This window comes from Campylobacter concisus, from assembly GCF_003048605.1.
Classification (GTDB): domain Bacteria; phylum Campylobacterota; class Campylobacteria; order Campylobacterales; family Campylobacteraceae; genus Campylobacter_A; species Campylobacter_A concisus_BM.
The window spans coordinates 101961-123713 of record NZ_PIRX01000005.1; the positions used below are offsets into that span (position 1 = coordinate 101961).

Below are 21753 nucleotides of genomic sequence, written 5' to 3' on the forward strand. Positions count from 1 at the left end.
GTGTTTTATTTATTCTAAAATTTTTCTTTTATAAAACAATAAACTCTTTTTAATTATAATCCATACCCTTAAATAAATTCAAGGAAAACATTTGGAAAAGATACGAAATATAGCCGTTATCGCGCACGTCGACCACGGTAAGACAACAATGGTTGATGAGCTTTTGAAGCAGTCAGGAACATTTAACGAGCATCAAAACCTTGGCGAGCGTGTAATGGATAGCAACGACATCGAAAGAGAGCGTGGCATCACGATCCTTTCTAAAAACACCGCCATTCGCTACAAAGATACAAAGATCAACATCATCGACACCCCAGGCCACGCCGACTTTGGTGGCGAGGTAGAGCGTGTTCTTAAGATGGTTGATGGCGTTTTACTACTTGTTGATGCGCAAGAGGGCGTTATGCCACAAACTAAATTTGTCGTCAAAAAGGCGCTCTCACTTGGACTTCGCCCAATCGTCGTCGTAAATAAGATAGACAAACCCGCAGGCGATCCAGACCGCGTTATAAATGAAATTTTTGATCTTTTTGTCGCGCTTGATGCAAATGACGAGCAGTTAGAGTTTCCAGTCGTTTATGCAGCTGCAAAAAATGGCTACGCAAAGCTAAAACTAAGCGATGAAAACAAAGATATGCAGCCACTTTTCGAGACTATCCTAGCTCACGTGCCAGCTCCAAGCGGTAGTGACGAGAACCCACTTCAGCTTCAAGTTTTCACGCTTGATTATGATAACTACGTCGGCAAGATCGGTATCGCGAGGATTTTTAACGGCAAGATAGCTAAAAACCAAAACGTCATGCTTGCAAAAGCTGATGGCACAAAGACAACTGGTAGAATTTCAAAACTCATCGGCTTTATGGGGCTTGATAGGATCGATATAAACGAGGCTGGCACTGGCGACATCGTAGCGATCGCTGGCTTTGACGCGCTTGACGTTGGCGATAGCGTCGTTGATCCAAACAACCCACATCCGCTTGATCCGCTCCATATCGAAGAGCCAACACTTAGCGTTGTATTTTCTGTAAATGACGGACCACTAGCAGGCACTGAGGGCAAACACGTCACATCAAACAAGATCGATGAGCGCCTTGCAAATGAGATGAAGACAAATATCGCGATGAAGTATGAAAACATCGGCGAGGGCAAATTTAAAGTAAGCGGCCGTGGCGAGCTTCAGATCACCATTTTGGCTGAAAATATGCGCCGCGAGGGCTATGAGTTTTTGCTTGGCAGACCAGAGGTCATCGTAAAAGAGATAAACGGCGTAAAATGCGAGCCATACGAGCTTTTAGTGATCGACGCACCTGATGATACGACAGGCACTGTCATAGAAAAACTAGGCAAAAGAAAAGCTGAAATGGTCTCTATGAACCCAACAGGCGATGGTCAAACAAGGATCGAGTTTGAGATCCCAGCGCGCGGCCTTATCGGCTTTAGAAGCCAGTTTTTGACTGATACAAAAGGCGAGGGCGTTATGAACCATAGCTTTTTGGAGTTTAGACCACTAAGCGGCACCGTCGAGCACAGAACAAACGGCGCTTTGGTTTCTATGGAAAACGGCGTAACGCTTGCTTATTCGCTATTTAACTTGCAAGATCGTGGCGTGCTATTTCTTGATCCGCAGGCAAAAGTCTATGTGGGTATGATCATCGGCGAGCACAGCCGTCCAAACGACCTTGATGTAAATCCTATCAAGGGCAAAAACCTAACAAACGTGCGTGCAAGCGGTAGCGACGATGCGATCAAACTTGTGCCACCTAGAAAGCTAAGCCTTGAGCGTGCGCTAGAGTGGATAGAAGATGACGAGCTAGTCGAGGTTACGCCTATAAATATCCGCGTTCGTAAGCGCTATCTAGACCCAACAGAGCGCAAAAGAAAAGCAAAACTATAATCTAAATTTGCTAGTAAAATCCCTTTGGTGCCAGCCAAAGGGGCTAGCAAGTCAATTTAATCCCAAAACCAAATTTAATAATCTAATTTGTAAATTTATCTGTTTGTGCCAAATGATGCTGGCTAAATTTAGTCAAATTTAGGGTTTGGCTGCTGTAAATTTGTAAAGGCTACTTTTTGTTTTTTTGGGTTCTGGCGCTTAAAATTTGTAAATTTACGCTCGAGAAGCAAATTTATATGATCTGATGCCGTCACGAGAAATTTATAGAGTAGTTTGCGTTTTACAAAGACTATTTTCGCCCGTGAAAAAGCAACTAGCTGTGGTGATTGAAATTGTTTTTTGAATTTGCAAAATGGCTAAATTTTGGTTTTGAGAGCTGACAAATTTACTCACTTGGCTATCTCTGCATCCAAATTTTGATAGTGGCTAAAATTTTAAATTTGTGGCTTGACTGATTTTACTTGCGTGGTTGTAGTGGCGTTGTGACAAATAGCTACTTTATCCGCACAAATGAGCTAAATTTAATGAAATTTAGTCCTTTCTTGCTCTAAATTTGTAAATTTATGCGAGTTGCAGAGCCTGAATGACTTAAATTTGGTCTTAGTGGGCAATTTTAGATATTGGCGCAAATTTATATCAGCCAGTGCTTGGCTAAAGCATCTGGCAGACTTTAAATTTCAAAATGTAGTCTGGAGCGAGGCTTATAATACGAGACAGGTTAAATTTAGTTTGGATATTTGTAAATTTATCTAATTAGTAGATTAAATTTTAGAGCTTGTCTAAAAAACTAGCTTTTAAAACCGCTTTTGCAAGCTGTGAAATTTAGCAAATTTATCACCTCAAACCACAACAAAAACCACCTAAATTTAAGAAAAGTGCAGGGCGTAAATTTAACTAACGGATCTTTTTTAGTCTGTTCTTTGAAATTTTATAAATTTTTGATGGCGTATCTTCAAAAAAGTGCTCATCAACAACTTCATCAGCCACGCTTCTAGCCCAAATTTCATCAAATTTCATGCCATTTTTGTTTGCGCTACTTGAGTAAAGCCAGTCAAATTTGCTTAGGAATTTCTCGTGTTCGCACTCTTTTACGACCCTGATCGCCTTTAAATTTGGATATAAAAATGTCGTTTTTCTCGAACGACGGATGAAATTTTTATATTTTTTTGGCACTCTTGCAAGCTCGTTTAAAATGCTAAATTTAGCCGTCGTGATGAGGCAAGGTTTGCCCTCGTTTCGCATTTTGGCGTGGTTTATCTCCTTGTAGTCCTTGCTTAAAAAGCCAGCTGTCGTGTCAGTTTGTGCTAGGTATATCATCTCTCTTCTTTGAAAGTAAAAATATGCAAGATATGATGAGAGCAAAGCCTAAAAAGTCCCAAAAGACGAATTTCGTCCCACGCCAAAGGTAGCCAAAAAAGGCCGCACTTAGTGGCTCTATGCAGGCTATCATGCTAGCCTTTGAGGCACCTATTAGCTTAACTCCAGTCATATAAAAGCTAAATGCAAATATCGTGCCAAGCGTGATAATGGCGAAAAATGCTAGCCACTGCGCCGTGCCACTAAGCCCCGCAAACTCCCACACTCTCATATAAAGGCAAAGCACCACGCCACCTATCACCATGCCCCAGCCAAGCGTGAGCGTGACTGAGTATTTGGCGTTTAGCCTTGCGGGAGCTAGGTTATAAACGCAGACGCAAACAGCACTTACTAAGCACCAAAATAGCGCTTCTGGTGAGATGACAAGGGCTGAAATTTGCGCGTGCGTAGCAAGAAAAAAGACGCCAAGCATCGCGCAAAATAGAGCCAAAATTTCAAGCGGTCTTGGCGCTCGCCTCTCTTTTAGGCAGATGATGGCTAGGATGAAGACTGGAGCGGTGTATTGAATGACCGTTGCAACTGCGGCGTTTGAGAGCTCGATAGAGTAAAAGTAGGCATACTGCGTCATCATTAGCCCAAGTATGGCGTATATAAGAAGCTCTGCTAGCAGTTTTATGTCAGTAAGTGGCGCAAAAACGGCTTTTTTAGCCTTAAAAGCGTAGTAGATCACGATAAATGAGCCAGCTAGCAAGAGCCTATAAGGTACTAGAAAATCAGCGCTAATGTCCTGCGAGAAGAGATACTGCCCGCAAACTCCGCTAAATCCCCAAAGAACGCCACCAATTAGCGTAAGTAGCACTCCAAGTTGATGGCTGGACATTAAATTTATCTATCTTTATGTAGCTGGGCGTCTTTGCCGTAGTGAGGCGAATATGGCCCATAAAGTATGCAGTCGCGGCAGTTTCTAGAAAAGAGGTAGGCATCAGCCCTTACTGCTAGGTCGTATGATCTATCTGAGATGGTGTTTGCCACCTGTGTGATGACGGCTGAGACTAGCATGCCAAGCAGGCTGTTTTGCCCATTACCGCTATCCTCTGCGGCTGCTGCCTCGCCCTGCCAGAGTGTCGTGCCACTTTTTATATCGACTAGCTTTGCTTCAAGCACTACCTTTGTCGAGCTTGAGACCACGACGTAGCTTGTACCGTAGTCTTTTATGTTTATGTAAAGCACGCTATCGGCGTGAAAAATTTTATCAAGCTTGTTCAGAGGCACGGCTGCGATCTCGCTTGGCTCGGTTATGCCATTTTGCTTAAATGTATCATTTACAAGAGCTACTGGAAATACATAGTATCCAGCCTCGCTAAGTGGGGCTACTGAGTTAGCCAAAACCGCTGCTGAGCCGCTTACTTCGGTGCTATCGTTTGTTGGCATGAGCACTAGGATGGAGCGTGGCTTTTTTTGCAAAAAGGCTGAGTAGTCGTATGGCTCAGGCTCTTTGAAAGAACAACCCGCAAAAAATATCGCAAGAAGCGTCACAGCTATAAATTTCAGGCTATTTTTCATCTTTCGCTCCCTCTTTTTTGCTCTGCTTTTTTGGGGTTAAATTTTTAGAGCCTTTGATGAAATTTATAAATTCTTTTGACTCTGGGAAATTTTGCACCTCTTTGTCAAAATTTGCATTTGCAGCGCCTAAATTTCCATTATTTAAGTATAAAAGTCCAAGGTGTGCATAAAGCCCTGGCGCAACCTTGTAGCCCCTTTGGGTTGAGTTTTGCACTAAATTTTCTAAGCGTGAAATTTGCTCAGTTGCGTCGCCATCTTCGCTTAGATAGCTATATAGCGAGCTGCTATATGTGCCGTCCCAGTAGTAAAGCGACCTTGGGCCACTTGCGTTGCTGCACCCTGCTAGCACGAGCGCAAGAGCGCCAAGGCTGGCAAGCTTTATTTTACTTGCCATGCTCCGCTTTCTATGCCATTTACTAGGTTATTTACCGCTTCAACTATCGCTAGGCTTAGCACCTTGCCATTTAGCGTAGAGTCGTATCCTGCGGTGCCGCCAAAGCCGATGATCTCTCTGTTTGAAAGGGTGTATTCGCCGGCGCCACTAACTGAATATACAACCTCAGCCGTTTTGGTATCGACAACGTTTAAATTTACCTTTGAGTAGGCAGTTTGTTGCTTACCTTTGCCAAGTATGCCAAATAGCTGGTGATCGCCTGTTGTCTTGCGTCCAAACTCAGTCACATCGCCAGTTATGACGTATCTTGAGCCTTTTAAATTTTGAGCCTCTTTGCTTAGCTCGCTCTCTTGTTTGAGGACTGACATATTTGATCTCTCAAGCACCGAAAATCTACCGCTTTGCTGTAAATTTGTGATTAGGATGCTTTGAGCTTGGTTACCAAGTCTATCTTCGCCGTCGCTAAAGGCGCCATTTTGATAGGCTGATTGGTTATTAAAGCGACCAATAGAAACTGAGACTTTTTTGCCGTTATAAACTGAGCCGTAGCTTGCTACTTTTGGAGTTTCTACCACTCTTGAGCTCTCACTTGCGCACCCTGTAAAAAGCGCTGCGATCACTAGAGCTGCACTAAATTTTAAAACATTTTTCATCTTTATCCTTTGTGACAAAATCGTGTGTATATTACTACTTTTTTTTAAATGGCTCGAAATTTCATCCACGTGCCATTTGCGTATCTGCGCACAAAGAGTACCGCCTTTACCGCCCAGTCGGCAAACATCGCAAACCAAGTGCCTATCATGCCAAGATTAAAGGTGAGCGCAAAGATATAAGCTAGCACGATCCTGCAGGCAAACATGCAGGCTAAATTTACTATCATCGGGTATTTTGCGTCCCCAGCAGCTCGAAAAACGGTCGGATAGGTGTAGGCAAGCGGCCAGATAAGGCACATCGCGATGCCGTGATACCAGACGATCTGCCTTGTTAAATTTATGGCCTCGCTTGAGAGATTATAAACGCGAAGTAGCGGTTCAAGAAGCAGTAACACGGCAGCCGTGCTAAAAAGCTGCACGATGTAGATGCTTAGCATCGATTTTCTCACGTAAAATTTAGCCTGATTAAAGTCATTTGCGCCGATACATCTAGCCACTACGACGCTTAGACCTGTGCCTATCGCCATGCCAGGGAGCACCTGAAACATCACGATCGTCCCGCCCACGGCATTTGCAGCGATGCTTGCCGTACCAAAGAGCGAAACAAGGCTCAAAACGATGATGCGACCCACGTAAAACATAGAGTTTTCAAAGCCATAAGGCACGCCGATATTTAAAATTTTCTTGATGATTTCGTAGTCAAATTTATAGATAAGGCTCTTTCTTATGTGAAGTTTTAGCTTGATATCAAGTAGCAGATAGACGATGACAAAGCAAGCGATAGCTCTTGCTATGAGCGTGCTAATGGCGATACCAAGCACCCCTGTGTGAAATGTGTAGATGCTAATGGCAGTTAGTAGCACATTTAGTAAATTTGCAGCCGCCATGATATACATAGGTAGCTTTGCGTTTGACATCGTGCGAAAGATCGCCGCAGCTGCTGCATAGACGGCTAGAAAGGGCGCTGAAATGGCGGAGAAAACGAGATAGTGGCTAGCATCGCTCCTCACTTGCTCGCCGATATCGCCAAAGACTTTATCTAAGATGAGGTCTTTTAAAAGGATGATGGCAATGGCTATAAAGATGGCGAAAATTAGGCTAAACCAAATTAGCTGATCGGCGGTATTTCTAGCGTTGCCACTTTGTTTGCTACCTAGATACTGGCTAGCGACCACCGAGCCACCAGTGGCTATGGCGGTAAATATGCTAATAAATAGCGCCATGACAAACTCCACAAGGCTTACCGCACTCACCGCACTTTCGCTAACACTTGCTGCCATTAGCGAGTTTGCAAGCCCTAAGCTATACTCTAAAAACTGCTCTACGGCGATAGGGAAAAATAGCCTTGTAAGGTCGGCATTTGAGAAAAATCTCTGTTCGTTTGTCAAATTTTTCAAATTTCATCCCCTTTGTAAAGTGTGGGTAAATTATAAATTTTAAAAGGTGAAAAGGCTATAAATTTTTGGGTCTTATTTATTGACAAATTTGTCTTAAAGGGAGTAAAATCACGCCAGTTCTAAGTTTTAGAAAGACCTTTTTTGGATACAAAATGCACTCAATCGGAATCGATATAGGCTCAACTTCTGCAAAAGTAGCAGTCATGGAAGCTAGCGGCGAGATAAAAGAGCTATTTTTACTCCCAACTGGCTGGAGTAGCGCAGATACGGCCATGCTTATAAAAGAGCGAGTTTTAGCTTTAGGTCTTGGTGAGCTTTATTTTGTAGCGACAGGCTACGGCAGAGTCTCGGTGCCATACGCTGATAAAACCCTTACAGAGATCACCTGTCACGCGCTTGGGGCGCACTACTTTTGCAAAAGCGACTGCACCGTTATAGACGTGGGCGGCCAAGATACGAAGGCTATCAAGCTTGAAAATGGCGCAGTGACGGACTTTACGATGAATGATAAATGCTCAGCCGGCACTGGTAAATTTCTTGAAATTATGTCAAACCGCCTTGGAGTTAGGTTTGATGAGCTTACAAGCCTTGCTAAAAATAGCGACAAAGATATCGCCATAAGCTCGATGTGCACGGTCTTTGCGGAGTCTGAGATCATAAGCCTTATCGCTCAAAACGTCTCACGAGAAAATATCGCAAAAGCGGTGATCATCTCAGCTATAAATAAAATTTCAAATTTGGTTAAAAAACAGGCAAATACGAGCTATTTTCTAAGCGGTGGCTTTAGTAAGAGCGAGTATGTGAGAGAAAATTTAGAAGCGTGTTTGCAAGCTAGCGTCACCACGCACAAAGATGCGATCTACTGCGGTGCGATCGGCGCTGGCCTTGCAGGGATAAGAAATTTAAGGAGAGAATATGGCGATAAATGAGAGTATGAATTTGAGCGAAATTTTTGCTACCTATGATGGTGCTAAGAAAAATTTAGCCCAAAACGTCGAAGCAGTTAAAAATAGCGGCCAAAAGATCGCTGCTATCTTTTGCACCTACACGCCAAGAGAGCTCATCCACGCGGCAAACGCTTACAGCGTGAGCGTCTGCGCGACTGGCGATAACGCCGTGGTCGAGGGCGAAAAGTACCTGCCTAAAAACCTCTGTCCGCTCATAAAGGCAAGCTACGGCTTTGCAAAAGCGAATAAGTGTCCATTTGTGCGAAACTCTGATATTGTTATCGGCGAGACGACATGCGACGGCAAGAAGAAGATGTATGAGCTTATGGGCGAATTTAAAGATGTGCACGTCATGCATTTGCCGCATTTCAAGAGCCAAAAGAGCCTGGAGCTTTGGCAAGATGAGGTTAGGGAGCTAAAGGAGCGGCTGGAGGCTAAATTTGGCGTGAGCGTAAGCGATGAGGAGCTTAGAAACTCTATCAGGCTATTTAACAAAGAGCGCGAGCTAATGGGGGAAATTCAAAATTTCATGAAACTAACGCCACCACCGATGAACGGCAAAGAGCTACACGCACTGTTATATGGAAATGGTTTTATATTTGACAAAGAGGAGCAGATAAGCGACCTTGAGATCATCATTGAGAAGCTAAAAGAGTGCGTGAGAGATAAAATTTCACCCGTGCATAAGGACGCCAAACGCATCATCATCACAGGCTGTCCAAGCGGCGGGGTCTATGATAAGATCGTGCCAGCCATAGAAGAGGCGGGCGGCGTCGTGGTAGCTTACGAAAACTGCACTGGAACTAAAAATTTTAGCAACCTAATCGATGAAAATGACGATCCAATTAGCGCCATAGCAAAGCGCTACATGGCTATACCTTGCTCTATCATGTCGCCAAATAAAGATAGAGAAAATGTGCTACAAGAGATGATAAAAGAGTATAAGGCGGACGGCGTGATCGACGTTGTGCTGCAAGCCTGTCACACCTACAACGTAGAAACTGCTAATATAAAAAGGGCGTGCAACGATGTTGATACGCCTTATATGGCGCTTGAGACGGACTTTTCGACGAGCGATGCTGGGCAGATCAAGACAAGGCTCGAGGCGTTTATAGAGATGCTTTAGGATAAATTTGGCGTCTAGATTTTTTGAGGTGAGCGATAAATTTAAAAGAGCAGGGGGCTAAATTTAGCTTGAAATTTAAAGTGGCTGACTTGAAAATGGAGAAATTTACAAGTCAGCTAAAGTGAAATTACAACTTAAAAATAGATATTTTTAAAAAATATGCAGGAGTTTTTCCTGCATATTTAAATAATCAATCGTCCAAAAACCACCATCCAGAAGCTCTTCCATAGGCAAATCGACTATGATGATAATCATAAATGACTGAATTCCATTTTTTATCACCGTTTTTTATTTTCTCGTTATATTCTCTTATTTTATCTCTATCGCCCAGGTTTTTATACATGTCGCGTAGATCTCTACATATATATGCGCTTTTTAGCTCATTGCAGCCGTATTCAAGCATTTTTACGTCCGCTTTTGACTCAGAAAGAGCTTTTGCATAATCAGAATCTATGGCATCGGTTTTAGCTTGATCATCGCTTTTATGTGCAAAATAGATTATTTTGTATAAAATCAAATCAAGAGCTGGTATATTGCACGCTGGAGCAAATTTTTTCTCATAGCAGTATTCTGGAATAGTTTTTTCATAAAAATTCACTACTTTTTTAAGGTCTTTATTGGCTAAAGCCTCTCGTTTTTCTAGTGCTAGGCAGCCTAGATCATTACCTTGATCTAAACACCAATATTTTGCCCTATCTGTGTCTATTTTTTTCGTGTTAGTTTCTATAAACTGTTTATCCCCACTATAATCATAATTTGGTTTTTCTTTGCTACTCCCAAAGCCCCAAGCATATACGCTACTTGTGGCCAACACGCTAGCTAAGACTGAAGCTAAAATTTGCTTTTTCATCTTGATGGATCTCCTTTATGGTTTAAAAAGGCATTCTACCCCCCCCCGTACTTAAAATAAATTTTAAAAGGGTGCAGGCTTGTGAAAAAGTTTAAATTTAGTGTGTAAGTGCCTACTAAAATGTGCAGAGTATGTCAAGCAGTCTGCCAAGCTTTTGCATATCGTTTAAGAAAAGCTGGTTTGATTTTTGTGTAAATTCTTTGGCTTCTTCTAGGATTTTGGGCTCTAAGATGCTATAAGCAAACTCCTTTTTTAGGATCTTTGCGCCCTTTTTATAGACAAATTTTGCATCAATTAAACTTGCAAAAAAGCTATCATCTCTTAAGTAGTAGTTGGTGGCCGCATTTACAAAAACTGGATTTTGAGCCAAAAACTCAGCGCAAACGCCGTTTGGTGATCTAAATTTAACACTCTCAACCACATCAGGCCTTATCTCGTAAAACCTTATCTCGCTAGATTTTTTAAGAGCCAAAACGTCACTAGTTTTGTTTAAATTTATAGAGACATTATCAGCTTCTATGACGTTTATAACGCCATTTACTAGAGAATAAGCACTTGTAGTTTTATTTTGATCAAGAAAATTTATCATGCCAAAAAATGGCACACTGGCATTTTTATCAGATAAATTTGGCATGCTTTTTATGAGTAGCTGCTGCTTTTTGCCATTTAGCTCAAAGTAGCTCACCATGATGGAAATTTCATCCTTTTTGCTAGGTGCCTTTTGCGAGCAGCCAGCAAAAAAGAGTATTGCTAGCAGCAAAACTACTAAATTTCTCATTTTATAAAGTAATCACCATCAAAGCTTACAAGCGAGTATTTTCTCTCGTTGCCGATACTCTCTTTAAGCTCATCGATACTCAAAAACTCCAAGCTATCGGCTCCTATGTACTCTCTGACCTCTTCGACGCTTTTTTTGGCGCTTATTAGCTCTTCAAAGCTTGGTGTGTCGATGCCATATCGCTCAGGATACTTGAGCTCAGGGCACGCAACTCTGAAGTGAATTTCTTTCGCCCCTGCGTGTCTTAAGAGATCGACCACCTTTTTAGAAGTGGTGCCACGAACGATGCTATCATCGATCACCACGATGCTTTTGTCAGCTAGCACGCTTGACATTGGGTTTAGTTTTAGTTTGACCTTTAAATTTCTCATCTCTTGGCTTGGCTCGATAAAGGTCCTGCCCACATAGTGATTTCTGGTGATGGCTAGCTCAAATGGAATTTTGCTCTCATTTGCGTATCCAAGCGCTGCTGGCACGCCGCTATCTGGCACTGGCACTACAAAGTCAGCCTTTACCTTGCTCTTTTTTGCTAGCACCTCGCCCATCTTTTTTCTCACTTCATAGACGCTTTTGCCCTCTATCACGCTATCTGGGCGCGCAAAGTAGATATACTCAAAGGCGCAAATTCTAGGATCTGGCTCGAAGATTTGCAAGCTTTGAAACTCGCTCTTGCCATGCTCAAAAACTATCATCTCGCCAGGTCTAACATCTCTCATAAATGTCGCTCCCACAAGGTCAAATGCGCAAGTCTCGCTAGCTACGATATATCCGCCATCTTTTAGCCTGCCAAGGCTTAGCGGCCTAACACCCCAGCGGTCTCTTATGGCAAAGGTCTTGTGGCGTGATTGCACGAGCAAGCAGTAAGCGCCTTTTATCTTATCAAGTGCTGCAATGATGCGATCTTGTAGGTGTTCGTCGTGGTTTCTTGCGATGAGGTGGATGATGTTTTCGGTGTCCATATTTGTCTGAAATATCGCGCCATCTTTGATAAGCTCGTCTCTAACCTCGTCTTTATTGACCAAATTTCCGTTGTGAACGATCGAGATTTGACCTAGGGCGTAGTTGGCGGCTATTGGCTGGGCGTCACGGCCTGAGTTTTTGCCAGCTGTTGCGTAGCGGTTGTGGCCGATCGCCATGTCGCCTTTTAGTGAGCTTAATATCTCTTCGCTAAAGACCTCGGTGACTAGGCCGTTGCCCTTGTGAGTGGAAATTTCGCCGTCGTTACAGACGCTGATGCCACTTGCCTCTTGACCGCGGTGTTGCATAGAAAATAACGCATAATACGCCGTTTTTGCCGCATCTTTAGAATTTATGATACCAACTATCGCACACATCTTTTATCCTCTTTTCATCTTTTTAAATTTTATCTTTGCAGTTAAATTTCATAGCCAACGCCAAGCACTTTTTGTAAGTGGCTTGTTATCCAAAATTCTGGCACATTTGCCGTTATTTGCACCATATTATAACAATCCACATGCACTAAAACTAAATTTCATCATCTCAAATCAACTCGCCAGCTCTTAAATTTTGACGCTTTTGCGCTCTGGCAGGTAGAATTTATCGCCAAATTCTAGCTCATATCTCTTTATATCATCAAGCTTAAATTTAATCATCAAGCCCCAAACTATCATCTATTGAGTAAAGACCGCTGTTTTGATCTTTTAGCCAGATGGCAGCTTTAATGGCACCTTTTGAAAAGGTCGCTCTGCTAGTTGCCGTGTGGTTAAGCTCGATAAATTCGCCGTCATTATAAAAGCCAACCGTGTGACGACCGACCACGTCGCCGCCACGAAGCGCCATAACTGCGATCTCGTCTTTACTTCTTGCGCCCACCATGCCGGCTCTGCCAGTTACTAAAACATCTTTTAAATTTAGATCCCTTGCCTCCGCCACGCAGCCAGCTAAAGTCATCGCAGTGCCGCTTGGAGCGTCCTTTTTGTGTCTGTGGTGCTGCTCGACGATCTCTATATCAAATTCTCGTAAAACTTTCGAGGCTATCCTTGCAATTCTATTTAACACTGCTACGCCTAGACTCATGTTTGTTGCGTAGAGTATTGGCATAGTGCCTGATGCTAGGTGAAGCAAGTTTTTCTCATCGTCGTTTAGTCCGGTTGTGCCGATGATTAGTGGTTTTGGGTTGGTTCTAGCGTAGTTTAGTAGTGCTACGGTCGCCTCTTTTTGGCTAAAATCGATGATAACGTCGCACGCTTCAAAAAATTTAGCAAAGTCGTTTGTCAAAAGCTCACTGCTTAAATTTTCAACTTCATTTTTTTGGCTAAAAGCAACGCTTAAAGTGGCGTCTTTTTCATCTTTTAAACAAGAGATGATGCTTTGAGCCATCTTGCCGCTAGCGCCGTAAAGTCCTATTTTTACCAAAATTTATCCTTTGATTTTTGGTTGAAATTTAACATAAAATTTATTATAGAGAGATTACGAAATGGCTTTTGAAAAAGAGCTACTTTAGGCAAAAATTTAATTAAAAATTATCATTGTGGCAATTACTGCGATCAGAAAAATGGGTATTAATTATATTAGAGCGCACTTTTTGCCTATTTTATGCAAAAGGGGTTACGTTCTGCCCTAGAGTTGTTTTATTAATGCAATTTTTGAAAAATATTCTGATAAGCCTAAAAACCAAGCATTTTTAAAATGTAAATTTTTTGCTAAAAGGTCTATTTTTGAAAGAGAAATTTAGCCAAAAATTTGGCTAAATTTGAGTATTAATGTAAGCTTTCTATGTAGCTCATAGCGCTAAGTGCAGCCACAGCGCCATCGCCTGCAGCCACGATGACTTGCTTTGGAGCGTCCTCTCTGATGTCGCCTGCTACAAAGAGCCCTTTTAGGCTAGTTTGCATCTTAAGGTTTGTCTTAACCTGTCCGCCATCAGCCATTTCGCAGATAAATTTGCCGTTTTCATCTTTTAAAATTTCGTTATTTACATTTAGTCCGACAAAGGTGAAAATGCCCGGCACATCAAGCACGCGCTCGCCATTTTTGGTATCAAGCACGATCTTTGTTAGACCCATCTTATCGCCAAGCGCCTCTTTTACAGTCGCACTTGTTATAAACTCGATCTTCTCATTTTTTCTAGCTTTTTCAACGGTTGTTGGCGCTGCTCTAAACTCGTCACGTCTATGCACAAGATAAACTTTTGAGCAGATATTTGCTAGATAAAGTGCCTCTTCAACAGCTGTGTCGCCACCGCCAAGAACGGCTACCTCTTTGTTTTTGTAAAAGAAGCCATCGCATGTTGCGCACGTGCTAACGCCTTTGCCAAAGAACTCGTCCTCACCTTTAAAGCCAGCGCGTCTTGGGGTTGAGCCAGTAGCTACGATGACAGCCTTTGCCTGCTCGCTCTTACCGCCTTCAAGCAAAATTTCAAAGCTTCCATCACTATTTTTTCTAACGCCAACGACGTTTGCCCACTTATGAACTAGTCCAAATGCACTACACTGCTTCCACCAAGTGCTCATAAAGTCAAAGCCACTCTCGCCAGGGGCTTTTTGACCTGGGTAGTTTTCTATCTCTGAGCTAGAGGTGATCTGACCGCCAGGCTCACCTTTTTCAAACATTACAACATTTTTTAGTCCGCCTCTAGTGGCGTAAAGTCCGGCGCTTAGTCCTGCTGGACCGCCTCCGATGATCGCTAAATCAAGCATAAATTTCCTTTATTCTAAAACATTTATGGACGAATTTTGTTTGTAAATTTCGCCCCTTTGATGAACTATCTCAACACTGCTAGGAAGCTTCGTGATGCTTAAATTTCGCATAAGCTCTAGGACTGTATTTATATCTGAGCTTATGTATTTTAGTGTTGAGTTTGACTCATATCTTTTTTGAAAGATATCGATTGCCACAACTGTTTCATTTTTGGTTGGTAAAATTTCGTCTAATTTTGATTGATTTGAACTGAAGATTAAAAGCGTGTATTTTGGCTCTTTTGGAGTGAAAATTTCGCTTTTTTCGTAAAAAACTAGCTTCGCAAAATCAACAAATTTATATTGTGAAAAACGATAGTTGCTATACGCAAATGCAGCCGCTATCATAGCTGCACCAAAAAATGAACCAAATATATAGGTAAGAGGAAGCAGACTTCCTCTTCTTTTTTCGCTCATTAAAGAAGCGAATTTAGTTTGTCAGTTAGGGCTTGTTTTGACTGCGCACCGACCATTTGCTCAACTAACTCGCCATTTTTGAAAAATAGCAATGTTGGGATCGATCTGATGCCAAACTCAACCGCAAGATCTTGCACTTCATCAGTGTTTACCTTGCAAATTTTCGCTTTGCCCTCGAAGTCTTCAGCAAGCTCTTCGATCACTGGAGCTAGCATACGGCAAGGTCCGCACCATGGAGCCCAGAAATCTACTAGAGCAACGCCTTCTTTTGTTACATCAAAATTTTCTTTTGTGAGTTCGATGTATTTTCCCATTTGTTCTCCTTATTTTCAAGATGTGGCAATTATACAAAATCAAATTTAAATTTTAGATAAATAATAAATTTTATTATAAACTAATATTTTCTATCAGCTCAAAATTTTCATTTTTTACAACCAGCAGATCAAGCTGATAGTCTCTGTTTGGCTCATTTTTCATCATATAAAAATTTATTGTTTTTAAAATTTTCATATATTTTGCCTTGTTTAGCCTATACTCCGCTTCGTACCCTCCGCTAGTTGCTTTTACTTCAATAAAATGCAAAATTTTATCGCTACTTAGTGCGATGATGTCGATCTCGCCAAATTTAGAGTGAAAATTTCTCTCTAAAATGACAAAACCAAGCTTACGCAAAAACTCGCAAGCCCTATCTTCGGAGCTCTTACCAAAGAGGTATTCTTTTAGCCCCAAGCTACTCCTCGATCCTCATCATAAATGGCTCTTCTTTTATATACTCTTGCTCTTTTAAAAGCTCCATCGTTCGCTTCGCATCAGCCTCTAAGCTCGTGTGCGTCGTGAAAAATAGCACGGCATACTCGCTCTCATCTTTTGGCTTTTGTAGCAAGCTGTCGATTGAAAGGTTGTTTTCGCTCATTAAATTTGTTATCTTTGCTAGCACGCCCATTTTGTCTTCGACTTTTAGTCTAAAGTAATACTTCGTCTTTATCCTGTCGCGATCAAGAAGCTCTAAGGTGTTTAGCTCAAATGGCGCTTTGTATCCAAGCATCGGCGACTTGCTATCTCTTGCAATGTCGATGAGATCGCTAATTACCGCGCTTGCTGTCGCGTCGCCGCCAGCTCCAGGCCCATAGTACATAGTCTCGCCAACGACCTCGCCAACGACGCTTATCGCATTTGTTACGCCGCTTGCCTTTGCTATCATTTTATTTTGTGGCACAAGCGCTGGATGCACGCGTAGTTCGACCTTACCCTCGCTTTTTTTGGCGATGGCTAGAAGTTTTATTGAGTATTCAAAATCTTTTGCGAAAAATATATCCTCTGGCGTGATGCCTTGTATCCCCTCGATCAAAATATCCTCTGGATCGCCGTGCACGCCATAAGCGATGCTAGCAAGGATGAGAAGCTTGTGAGCTGTGTCAAAGCCGCCCACGTCAAAGGTAGGATCGGCCTCAGCGTATCCAAGCTCTTGTGCCTTTTTAAGTGCGTCTTTGAAATTTGAGCCTTCATTCATCATCGAGGTTAGGATGTAGTTGCTTGTGCCATTTAGTATGCCATTTATACTTAAGATGTGGTTGGCGCTAAGCCCCTCTCTTAAGGCTCTAATGATCGGTATGCCACCAGCTACGCTTGCTTCAAAGCCAAATGGCATGTTTTTGGCTAAATTTTGTAAAGCGTATCTATGATAGGCAAGAAGCGCTTTGTTTGCAGTGACGACCGCTTTTTTGCGCTTTAAAATTTCGCTCACCACTCTAAAAGGCTCTTCAACACCGCCCATAAGCTCGACAAAAACGTCGATATCATCGCGGTTTATGACGCTATTTATATCATCGGTCAAAGGGATGCCAGCGTCTCTTTTTTTATTTAAATTTCTAACCACACCGATGACCGGCACTATCTCTTCGCCACATCTTGCTGCGATTAGCTTTTTGTTTTTTAGTAAAATTTTTGCAACCGACTCGCCAACGGTTCCAACGCCTAATATCGCTACATTCATTCAAATTCTTTCAAATATTTTTTTATATTTCTTGCTGCTTGCCTTATTCTATTTTCGTTTTCGATAAGAGCTAGGCGCACATAGTCGTTTCCGCCCTCGCCAAAACCAATGCCCGGACTAACGGCGACAGAGGCTTTTGTAAGAAGCTGCTTTGAAAATTCAAGACTACCCAAGTGGCTAACCTTTGGTGGAAGTTTTGCCCAGATAAACATGCTGGCATTTGGCTTTTTAAGCTCCCAGCCAGCCTGAGCAAAGGCCTCTATCATCACATCTCTTCTTTTTTCATAAATTTGGCGTATCTCTTCAACGCAGCTTTGATCGCCGTCAAGCGCGACCGTGGCTGAGACTTGTATCGGCGTAAACATGCCGTAATCAACCCATGATTTTATCTTTTTAAGTGCAGCGCAAAGCCTTTTGTTTCCGCACATAAAGCCAACTCTCCAGCCAGCCATGTTGTAGCTTTTTGAAAGGGTGTAGCACTCGACTGCGACATCTTTTGCGCCTTCTACTTCAAAGATGCTTGGAGTTTTGTAGCCATCAAATGTAAGATCAGCGTAGGCGATATCTGAGATGATGTAAAATCTCTCTTGCTTTGCGATGCTTACAAGGCGCTCGTAAAAGCTCTTTTGTACGGTCACAGTTGTTGGATTGTGAGGGAAATTTACAACCACATATTTTGGTTTTGGCGAGCTTGCATGTATCGTCTGGATCAAATTTTCAAAAAATTTATTCTCATCTAGCTCAAATTTATCGTTGTAGTGAAGCGGCATCTTTGCGACACTTCCGCCAGCAAATAAAAAGGCCTGTGTGTGTATCGGATATGCAGGATCAGGCACGATAGCCACATCGCCTGGGTTTATCACGGCTTGAGCAAGATGCACAAAGCCCTCTTTGCTGCCCATTGTGGCGACTGCTTCAGTTTCTGGGTCTAAATTTACGCCGTATTTGCGCTTATACCAGTTGCAAATGGCAAGGCGGAGCTTATAAATTCCAGCACTGGCTGAGTAGCCGTGGGTCTTGTCTTTTTGCGCGCTTTCGCATAGTTTATCGACGATGTGCTGCGGCGTTCTGCCCTCTGGGTTGCCCATAGAAAAGTCGATGATGTCCTCGCCAGCTCTGCGTGCTGCCATTTTTATAGCATTTACTTCGGCAAAAACGTAGTTTGGCAAACGCTCAATTGTATTAAATCTTATCTCATCAAACACTGTTTGCTCCTATTTTATAAGCTTGATAATTATCTCGTTTTTAATGTTAGTTATGTCGCTATTGTCGCTAATTAACGCGTATTTTGCGTCGTTAGCTAAATTTATGGTGTAGTTAGTTTTTATCTCGTTTTCTCTTTTTAGATCGATTTGGTTTAAATTTTTATCATAAATTCTAACAAGTGGCACCCATTTGTTTGGCTCATTTGAGATGATATTTAGGCTGCTTGCACCTGCCACGTCGACGATATAGACGCCACCACTCTTTACAAGTGGGGTCTCTTCGTTAAAATTTACTTTTGACGCATTTAGGCTCATATTTTTAGCATCCAGATAAAGCGCTAAATTTCCATCAAGCCTATCAAATCCCATGATCTTAAAGCCGCTTTTACTAAGCGTGAAATTTAGTAAATTTGGATCTATGCCACCACTTTTTAGGGCTAAAATCCCATAAGAAATTTCATTGCCATTTTTTAGAGAATTTACCCTTGCCACGCTTATATTTGCATCTTCAAGAGCTAAATTTATCGATTTTACAAATAGTGCTGAAGGGACTTTTTGCGTGCTTATAAATTTTAAATTTAAGCTATTTGAGCTAAATGAGAGAGCATCGTAGTTTGAGCTTTGCTTTAGCCTTGAGACTAGCTCGCCAACGTTTAGCGAGCCGTTAGTGTCTAAATTTTCTAAAGAAATTTGCAGATCTTTTCCGCTGCTTAGTGCATTTGCGCTGCTATTTAGATCAAAAGCGTATGAAAAAACGCTAAAAAGAAGAAATATGGCTAGTTTTTTTACCAAGATTTGCCCTTATTCATCTCGACAAACTCGTCATAAGTTAAAAATTTCATATCGCCATTTTCTACTAAAAATCTAGCTGGACGGCTTGGGTTATACTTTGTCACTTTATCGCCGATCTTAAGCTCGATGTTGCCATTTCCGCAAACGACTAGTTGTCTTTGGTCTAAATTTATATTGACGCTTTTGCTTGTGTCGCTTGATGTTTTTTGACCATTTTCAAGATTGATGATGCCTATCCAAACGCGTTGTTTTGGTGTGATAATCGCTTCATTTAGCGGTTTTGTCACGTTTTGCTCTACTTTTGGAGCTGGCTGGGCTGCCATACTAGGTTTTAGGGCATTTTGATCAACGCTAGCAGGACTTACGGTAACGTTTTGCTCAGCTGGAGCTGAAATTTTCACGCTTGAAGCGTTTGTGTCGATCTTTGGAGTGTTTTGAGAGATCGTTACGTTTGTGTCGATTATATTTTTCTTCACTTCATTGACGATGCTTGATTGCGAGTAGCTCACGCTTGTGTTGTCTTCATTTAAGCTTGCTATGAAATTTTGGACGTATTTGTAAGCGTCAAAGTAGTAGGCGCCGCCAGCGATGATAGCTAAAATGATGATCCAGAAGAAAAATCCAGCCCCACCACCGCTACTTTGCCTTTGGATTGAGACATCTTCAGGTGTGTAAGAAGAAATTTTTGGGCTAACTTTTGTTTTTTTGCTCTCATCAGGCATGTTTTCTTGCATGAAAGCGTCGTATTCAGCCAGAAGTTCGCTAAGATCGACGCCATACTCACGCTGCAAAATTTTGGCGTAGCCTCTCATGTTTAAGCGTGATAATTTTTCAAAATTTTTGTCAAAAATGTATTGTAAAAAAGTGGGTTCAATGTGCGTCTTGCGCGAAATTTCCTTTATGCCTATCTCTTTTAAATTTTCTAATTCATTCATCTATCATCCTATCACAAATTATCGCAAAAGCTGCACTTACATTTAGGGAGTCCCAGCCGTCTTTTAGCTTGATACCGACGCACTCATCGCACTTTGCTAGAGCTTTTTGCGGTATACCTTCGCCCTCTGAGCCCATCACCAAAGCCCTTTTGCCAGCAAATTTCATCTCTTTTATATTTTTGCCGTTGCTTGCCGTCGCGTAGAGCTTAAAACCACACTGTTTTAGCTCGTTTAGCAGGCTAAGTCCGTCTTCAAAGATCGCTATTGGTATCTCGTAAGCAGCACCGCTACTTGACCTTAAAACACCTTGCATATTTACACTTTTTGAAACGACAACTAACCCTTCGCAGCCTAGAGCATAAGCACTTCTAGCGATAGCGCCGATATTTCCGACGTCACTTATGCCATAAAGCACTGCGATGAAATTTAGCTTTTTTAGCTCACTAAAGTCTGAAAACTCAAACTCGCTAACGCTTGCCAAGAAGCCTTGATGATTGCCGCCATGCGCCATCGACTGCGCCTTTTGATTATCCACGCGGATGATCTTCTTGCCAGTGCCACAAATTTTAGAGAAGAGTTTTTTATCACACTCTTTTGAGAGATAGATCTCTTCTAGGATCTGTGGGCGCTTGTTCAAAATATGTAAAAATAGCTGTTTTCCGTATATTATCATGGTTGCTTATGGTAGCTAAAGTCAAGTAAAATTTAACTTATTTCGCTTCTAAATTTGAGTGAATTTTTGAAACTTTTTGGAGAAATCTGAGCTTTTAAATTTATGCTTTTATGAGCTCGTCGTAGATCTTTTTGACGTCCTTGCCAGTTATTTTGCTAAGCAGTTTTGCCTTTGCTTTTGGGGCGATGTCAAGCGCAATGATCTCATCTTTTGTGATATTTTGAGTGACTATGTTAGCACTTTTTGAGATGACCACCGCCCACTCGCCGTTTAAATTTGCTTTTTCTAAAATTTGGGCTAAATTTTTGGCTGTATTTTTAAATTTAGTCTCAAATTTTTTGGTGGCCTCTTTTATGGCAAAAATTTCTCTCTCTGGTTCTAAATTTGCAATGCTTTGCACTAAGCTTAATATGCGTTTTGGGCTTTCATAGATCACGGCTGGATAGGCTAAATTTAAAGCATTTTGTATAGCTAAAGCCCTCTCTCTACCGGTATTTGGTAAAAAGCCTAAAAAAACAAACTCTTTATCACAAAGTCCGCTGGCGACTACGCTTAAAAGTGCAGCGTTTGCTCCGCTTAAAATTTCGTATTTGATATCATTTTTTTGAGCGTATCTTACTAGACTAACGCCTGGATCGCTTATGCCTGGCATGCCAGCATCGCTCATATAAGCTATATTTTTACTCCAAATTTCATCACTTAAATTTGCGAAAAATTCATCTTCGTTGTGGGTGTGAAGCGGGATAAAATTTGAGATATTTATATTTGCGTCAAAGCGTTCGTTTAGCAGATTTACAAGGCTTTTGCAAACTCTTGTATCTTCACAGATAGCTATCTCGCATTCACGCAAAATTTTGATCGCACGAAGCGAGATATCTTCTAAATTTCCTATTGGAGTAGGAATAAAGTAGAGCAAGGCTTATTTTTGAGCGTATTTTTTCTTAAATTTCTCAACACGGCCAGCGCTATCGACTATCTTTTCGCTGCCTGTGAAAAATGGGTGGCACTTGTCGCAAATGTCAATTCTGATTTCGCTTTTGTTTGACTTTGTCTTAAAAGTGTTGCCACACGCGCAAGTTACGGTGCAATCTACATACTCTGGATGGATCTCTTTTTTCATC

Annotated in this window: 24 protein-coding genes; 3 read left to right on the forward strand and 21 right to left on the reverse strand. The window is 41.8% G+C overall.

The window, feature by feature from the left end; genetic code table 11:
* Positions 1–91: 91 nt before the first annotated feature.
* Entirely contained in the window at positions 92–1894 is a 1803-nt protein-coding gene (gene typA / locus CVS86_RS05275) for a translational GTPase TypA (protein ID WP_004317297.1), read from the forward strand.
* Positions 1895–2788: 894 nt separating this feature from the next.
* Here typA and CVS86_RS05280 read toward each other — a convergent pair.
* Genes CVS86_RS05280 through CVS86_RS05305 form a run of 6 tightly spaced genes read right to left on the reverse strand, consistent with a single transcriptional unit; the run spans position 2789 to position 7218 of the window.
* The gene (locus CVS86_RS05280; RefSeq protein WP_107791213.1) at positions 2789–3211 is read right to left on the reverse strand and encodes a Sua5 YciO YrdC YwlC family protein; all 423 of its coding nucleotides are present in this window, start codon (positions 3209–3211) and stop codon (positions 2789–2791) included.
* Positions 3189–4091 (reverse strand): DMT family transporter, encoded by a 903-nt coding sequence (locus CVS86_RS05285; protein ID WP_107791214.1) that lies wholly within the window; start codon positions 4089–4091, stop codon positions 3189–3191. The genes CVS86_RS05280 and CVS86_RS05285 overlap by 23 nt, the downstream gene beginning before the upstream one ends.
* A 5-nt stretch (positions 4092–4096) precedes the next feature.
* Positions 4097–4774, reverse strand: coding sequence for a DUF799 domain-containing protein (locus CVS86_RS05290; RefSeq protein ID WP_107791215.1), 678 nt, complete (start codon positions 4772–4774; stop codon positions 4097–4099).
* Positions 4764–5168: a DUF4810 domain-containing protein gene (locus CVS86_RS05295; RefSeq protein ID WP_012001043.1), complete on the reverse strand. Its 405-nt coding sequence runs from the start codon at positions 5166–5168 to the stop codon at positions 4764–4766. Before CVS86_RS05295 ends, CVS86_RS05290 begins: the two co-directional genes overlap by 11 nt.
* Positions 5153–5821, reverse strand: a complete 669-nt coding sequence (locus CVS86_RS05300) for a CsgG/HfaB family protein (RefSeq protein WP_107791216.1) — start codon at positions 5819–5821, stop codon at positions 5153–5155. The genes CVS86_RS05295 and CVS86_RS05300 overlap by 16 nt, the downstream gene beginning before the upstream one ends.
* 44 nt (positions 5822–5865) lie before the next feature.
* Positions 5866–7218: an MATE family efflux transporter gene (locus CVS86_RS05305; RefSeq protein ID WP_107791217.1), complete on the reverse strand. Its 1353-nt coding sequence runs from the start codon at positions 7216–7218 to the stop codon at positions 5866–5868.
* Between the two features lie 152 nt (positions 7219–7370).
* On the opposite strand from CVS86_RS05305, the gene CVS86_RS05310 reads away from it, so the two are divergent.
* Complete coding sequence (locus CVS86_RS05310) at positions 7371–8147, forward strand: acyl-CoA dehydratase activase (RefSeq protein WP_107791218.1); 777 nt, start codon at positions 7371–7373, stop codon at positions 8145–8147.
* Positions 8134–9291 carry a double-cubane-cluster-containing anaerobic reductase gene (locus CVS86_RS05315; RefSeq protein ID WP_107791219.1) on the forward strand — a complete coding sequence of 386 codons (1158 nt, stop codon included), beginning with the start codon at positions 8134–8136 and terminating at the stop codon, positions 9289–9291. Before CVS86_RS05310 ends, CVS86_RS05315 begins: the two co-directional genes overlap by 14 nt.
* 190 nt (positions 9292–9481) lie before the next feature.
* Here the strand turns inward: CVS86_RS05315 and CVS86_RS05320 are convergent, their stop codons facing one another.
* The 15 genes from CVS86_RS05320 to rpmE form a co-directional block, all read right to left on the reverse strand.
* Complete coding sequence (locus CVS86_RS05320; RefSeq protein WP_103645857.1) at positions 9482–10141, reverse strand: hypothetical protein; 660 nt, start codon at positions 10139–10141, stop codon at positions 9482–9484.
* 115 nt (positions 10142–10256) lie between these two features.
* Complete coding sequence (locus CVS86_RS05325; RefSeq protein ID WP_103645856.1) at positions 10257–10919, reverse strand: hypothetical protein; 663 nt, start codon at positions 10917–10919, stop codon at positions 10257–10259.
* Positions 10916–12253 carry an amidophosphoribosyltransferase gene (gene purF / locus CVS86_RS05330; protein ID WP_107791220.1) on the reverse strand — a complete coding sequence of 446 codons (1338 nt, stop codon included), beginning with the start codon at positions 12251–12253 and terminating at the stop codon, positions 10916–10918. The genes CVS86_RS05325 and purF overlap by 4 nt, the downstream gene beginning before the upstream one ends.
* Before the next feature lie 271 nt (positions 12254–12524).
* Positions 12525–13295, reverse strand: coding sequence for a 4-hydroxy-tetrahydrodipicolinate reductase (gene dapB, locus CVS86_RS05335; RefSeq protein WP_107791221.1), 771 nt, complete (start codon positions 13293–13295; stop codon positions 12525–12527).
* Between the two features lie 344 nt (positions 13296–13639).
* Positions 13640–14578, reverse strand: coding sequence for an NAD(P)/FAD-dependent oxidoreductase (locus CVS86_RS05340; RefSeq protein WP_009295038.1), 939 nt, complete (start codon positions 14576–14578; stop codon positions 13640–13642).
* A gap of 9 nt (positions 14579–14587) precedes the next feature.
* A complete protein-coding gene (locus CVS86_RS05345) occupies positions 14588–15034 on the reverse strand; it encodes a hypothetical protein (protein ID WP_004318021.1) in 447 nt (148 codons plus the stop codon).
* On the reverse strand, positions 15034–15348 hold the full coding sequence (gene trxA / locus CVS86_RS05350; RefSeq protein WP_021092602.1) for a thioredoxin: 315 nt from the start codon (positions 15346–15348) through the stop codon (positions 15034–15036). The genes CVS86_RS05345 and trxA overlap by 1 nt, the downstream gene beginning before the upstream one ends.
* 73 nt (positions 15349–15421) lie before the next feature.
* Complete coding sequence (locus CVS86_RS05355; RefSeq protein WP_004317970.1) at positions 15422–15763, reverse strand: YraN family protein; 342 nt, start codon at positions 15761–15763, stop codon at positions 15422–15424.
* A 1-nt stretch (position 15764) separates the two neighbouring features.
* A complete protein-coding gene (locus CVS86_RS05360) occupies positions 15765–17027 on the reverse strand; it encodes a homoserine dehydrogenase (protein ID WP_107791222.1) in 1263 nt (420 codons plus the stop codon).
* Positions 17024–18232, reverse strand: coding sequence for an LL-diaminopimelate aminotransferase (locus CVS86_RS05365; protein ID WP_004318025.1), 1209 nt, complete (start codon positions 18230–18232; stop codon positions 17024–17026). Before CVS86_RS05365 ends, CVS86_RS05360 begins: the two co-directional genes overlap by 4 nt.
* Before the next feature lie 9 nt (positions 18233–18241).
* A complete protein-coding gene (locus CVS86_RS05370; RefSeq protein ID WP_107791223.1) occupies positions 18242–19024 on the reverse strand; it encodes a hypothetical protein in 783 nt (260 codons plus the stop codon).
* On the reverse strand, positions 19018–19959 hold the full coding sequence (locus tag CVS86_RS05375) for a phosphatidylglycerophosphate synthase (RefSeq protein WP_107791224.1): 942 nt from the start codon (positions 19957–19959) through the stop codon (positions 19018–19020). The genes CVS86_RS05370 and CVS86_RS05375 overlap by 7 nt, the downstream gene beginning before the upstream one ends.
* Positions 19952–20632 carry a 23S rRNA (guanosine(2251)-2'-O)-methyltransferase RlmB gene (rlmB, locus tag CVS86_RS05380; protein ID WP_107791225.1) on the reverse strand — a complete coding sequence of 227 codons (681 nt, stop codon included), beginning with the start codon at positions 20630–20632 and terminating at the stop codon, positions 19952–19954. Before rlmB ends, CVS86_RS05375 begins: the two co-directional genes overlap by 8 nt.
* A gap of 100 nt (positions 20633–20732) precedes the next feature.
* A complete protein-coding gene (gene rsmI, locus CVS86_RS05385; protein ID WP_107791226.1) occupies positions 20733–21548 on the reverse strand; it encodes a 16S rRNA (cytidine(1402)-2'-O)-methyltransferase in 816 nt (271 codons plus the stop codon).
* A gap of 3 nt (positions 21549–21551) precedes the next feature.
* Entirely contained in the window at positions 21552–21752 is a 201-nt protein-coding gene (rpmE, locus tag CVS86_RS05390) for a 50S ribosomal protein L31 (protein WP_009295018.1), read from the reverse strand.
* Position 21753: the final 1 nt, after the last annotated feature.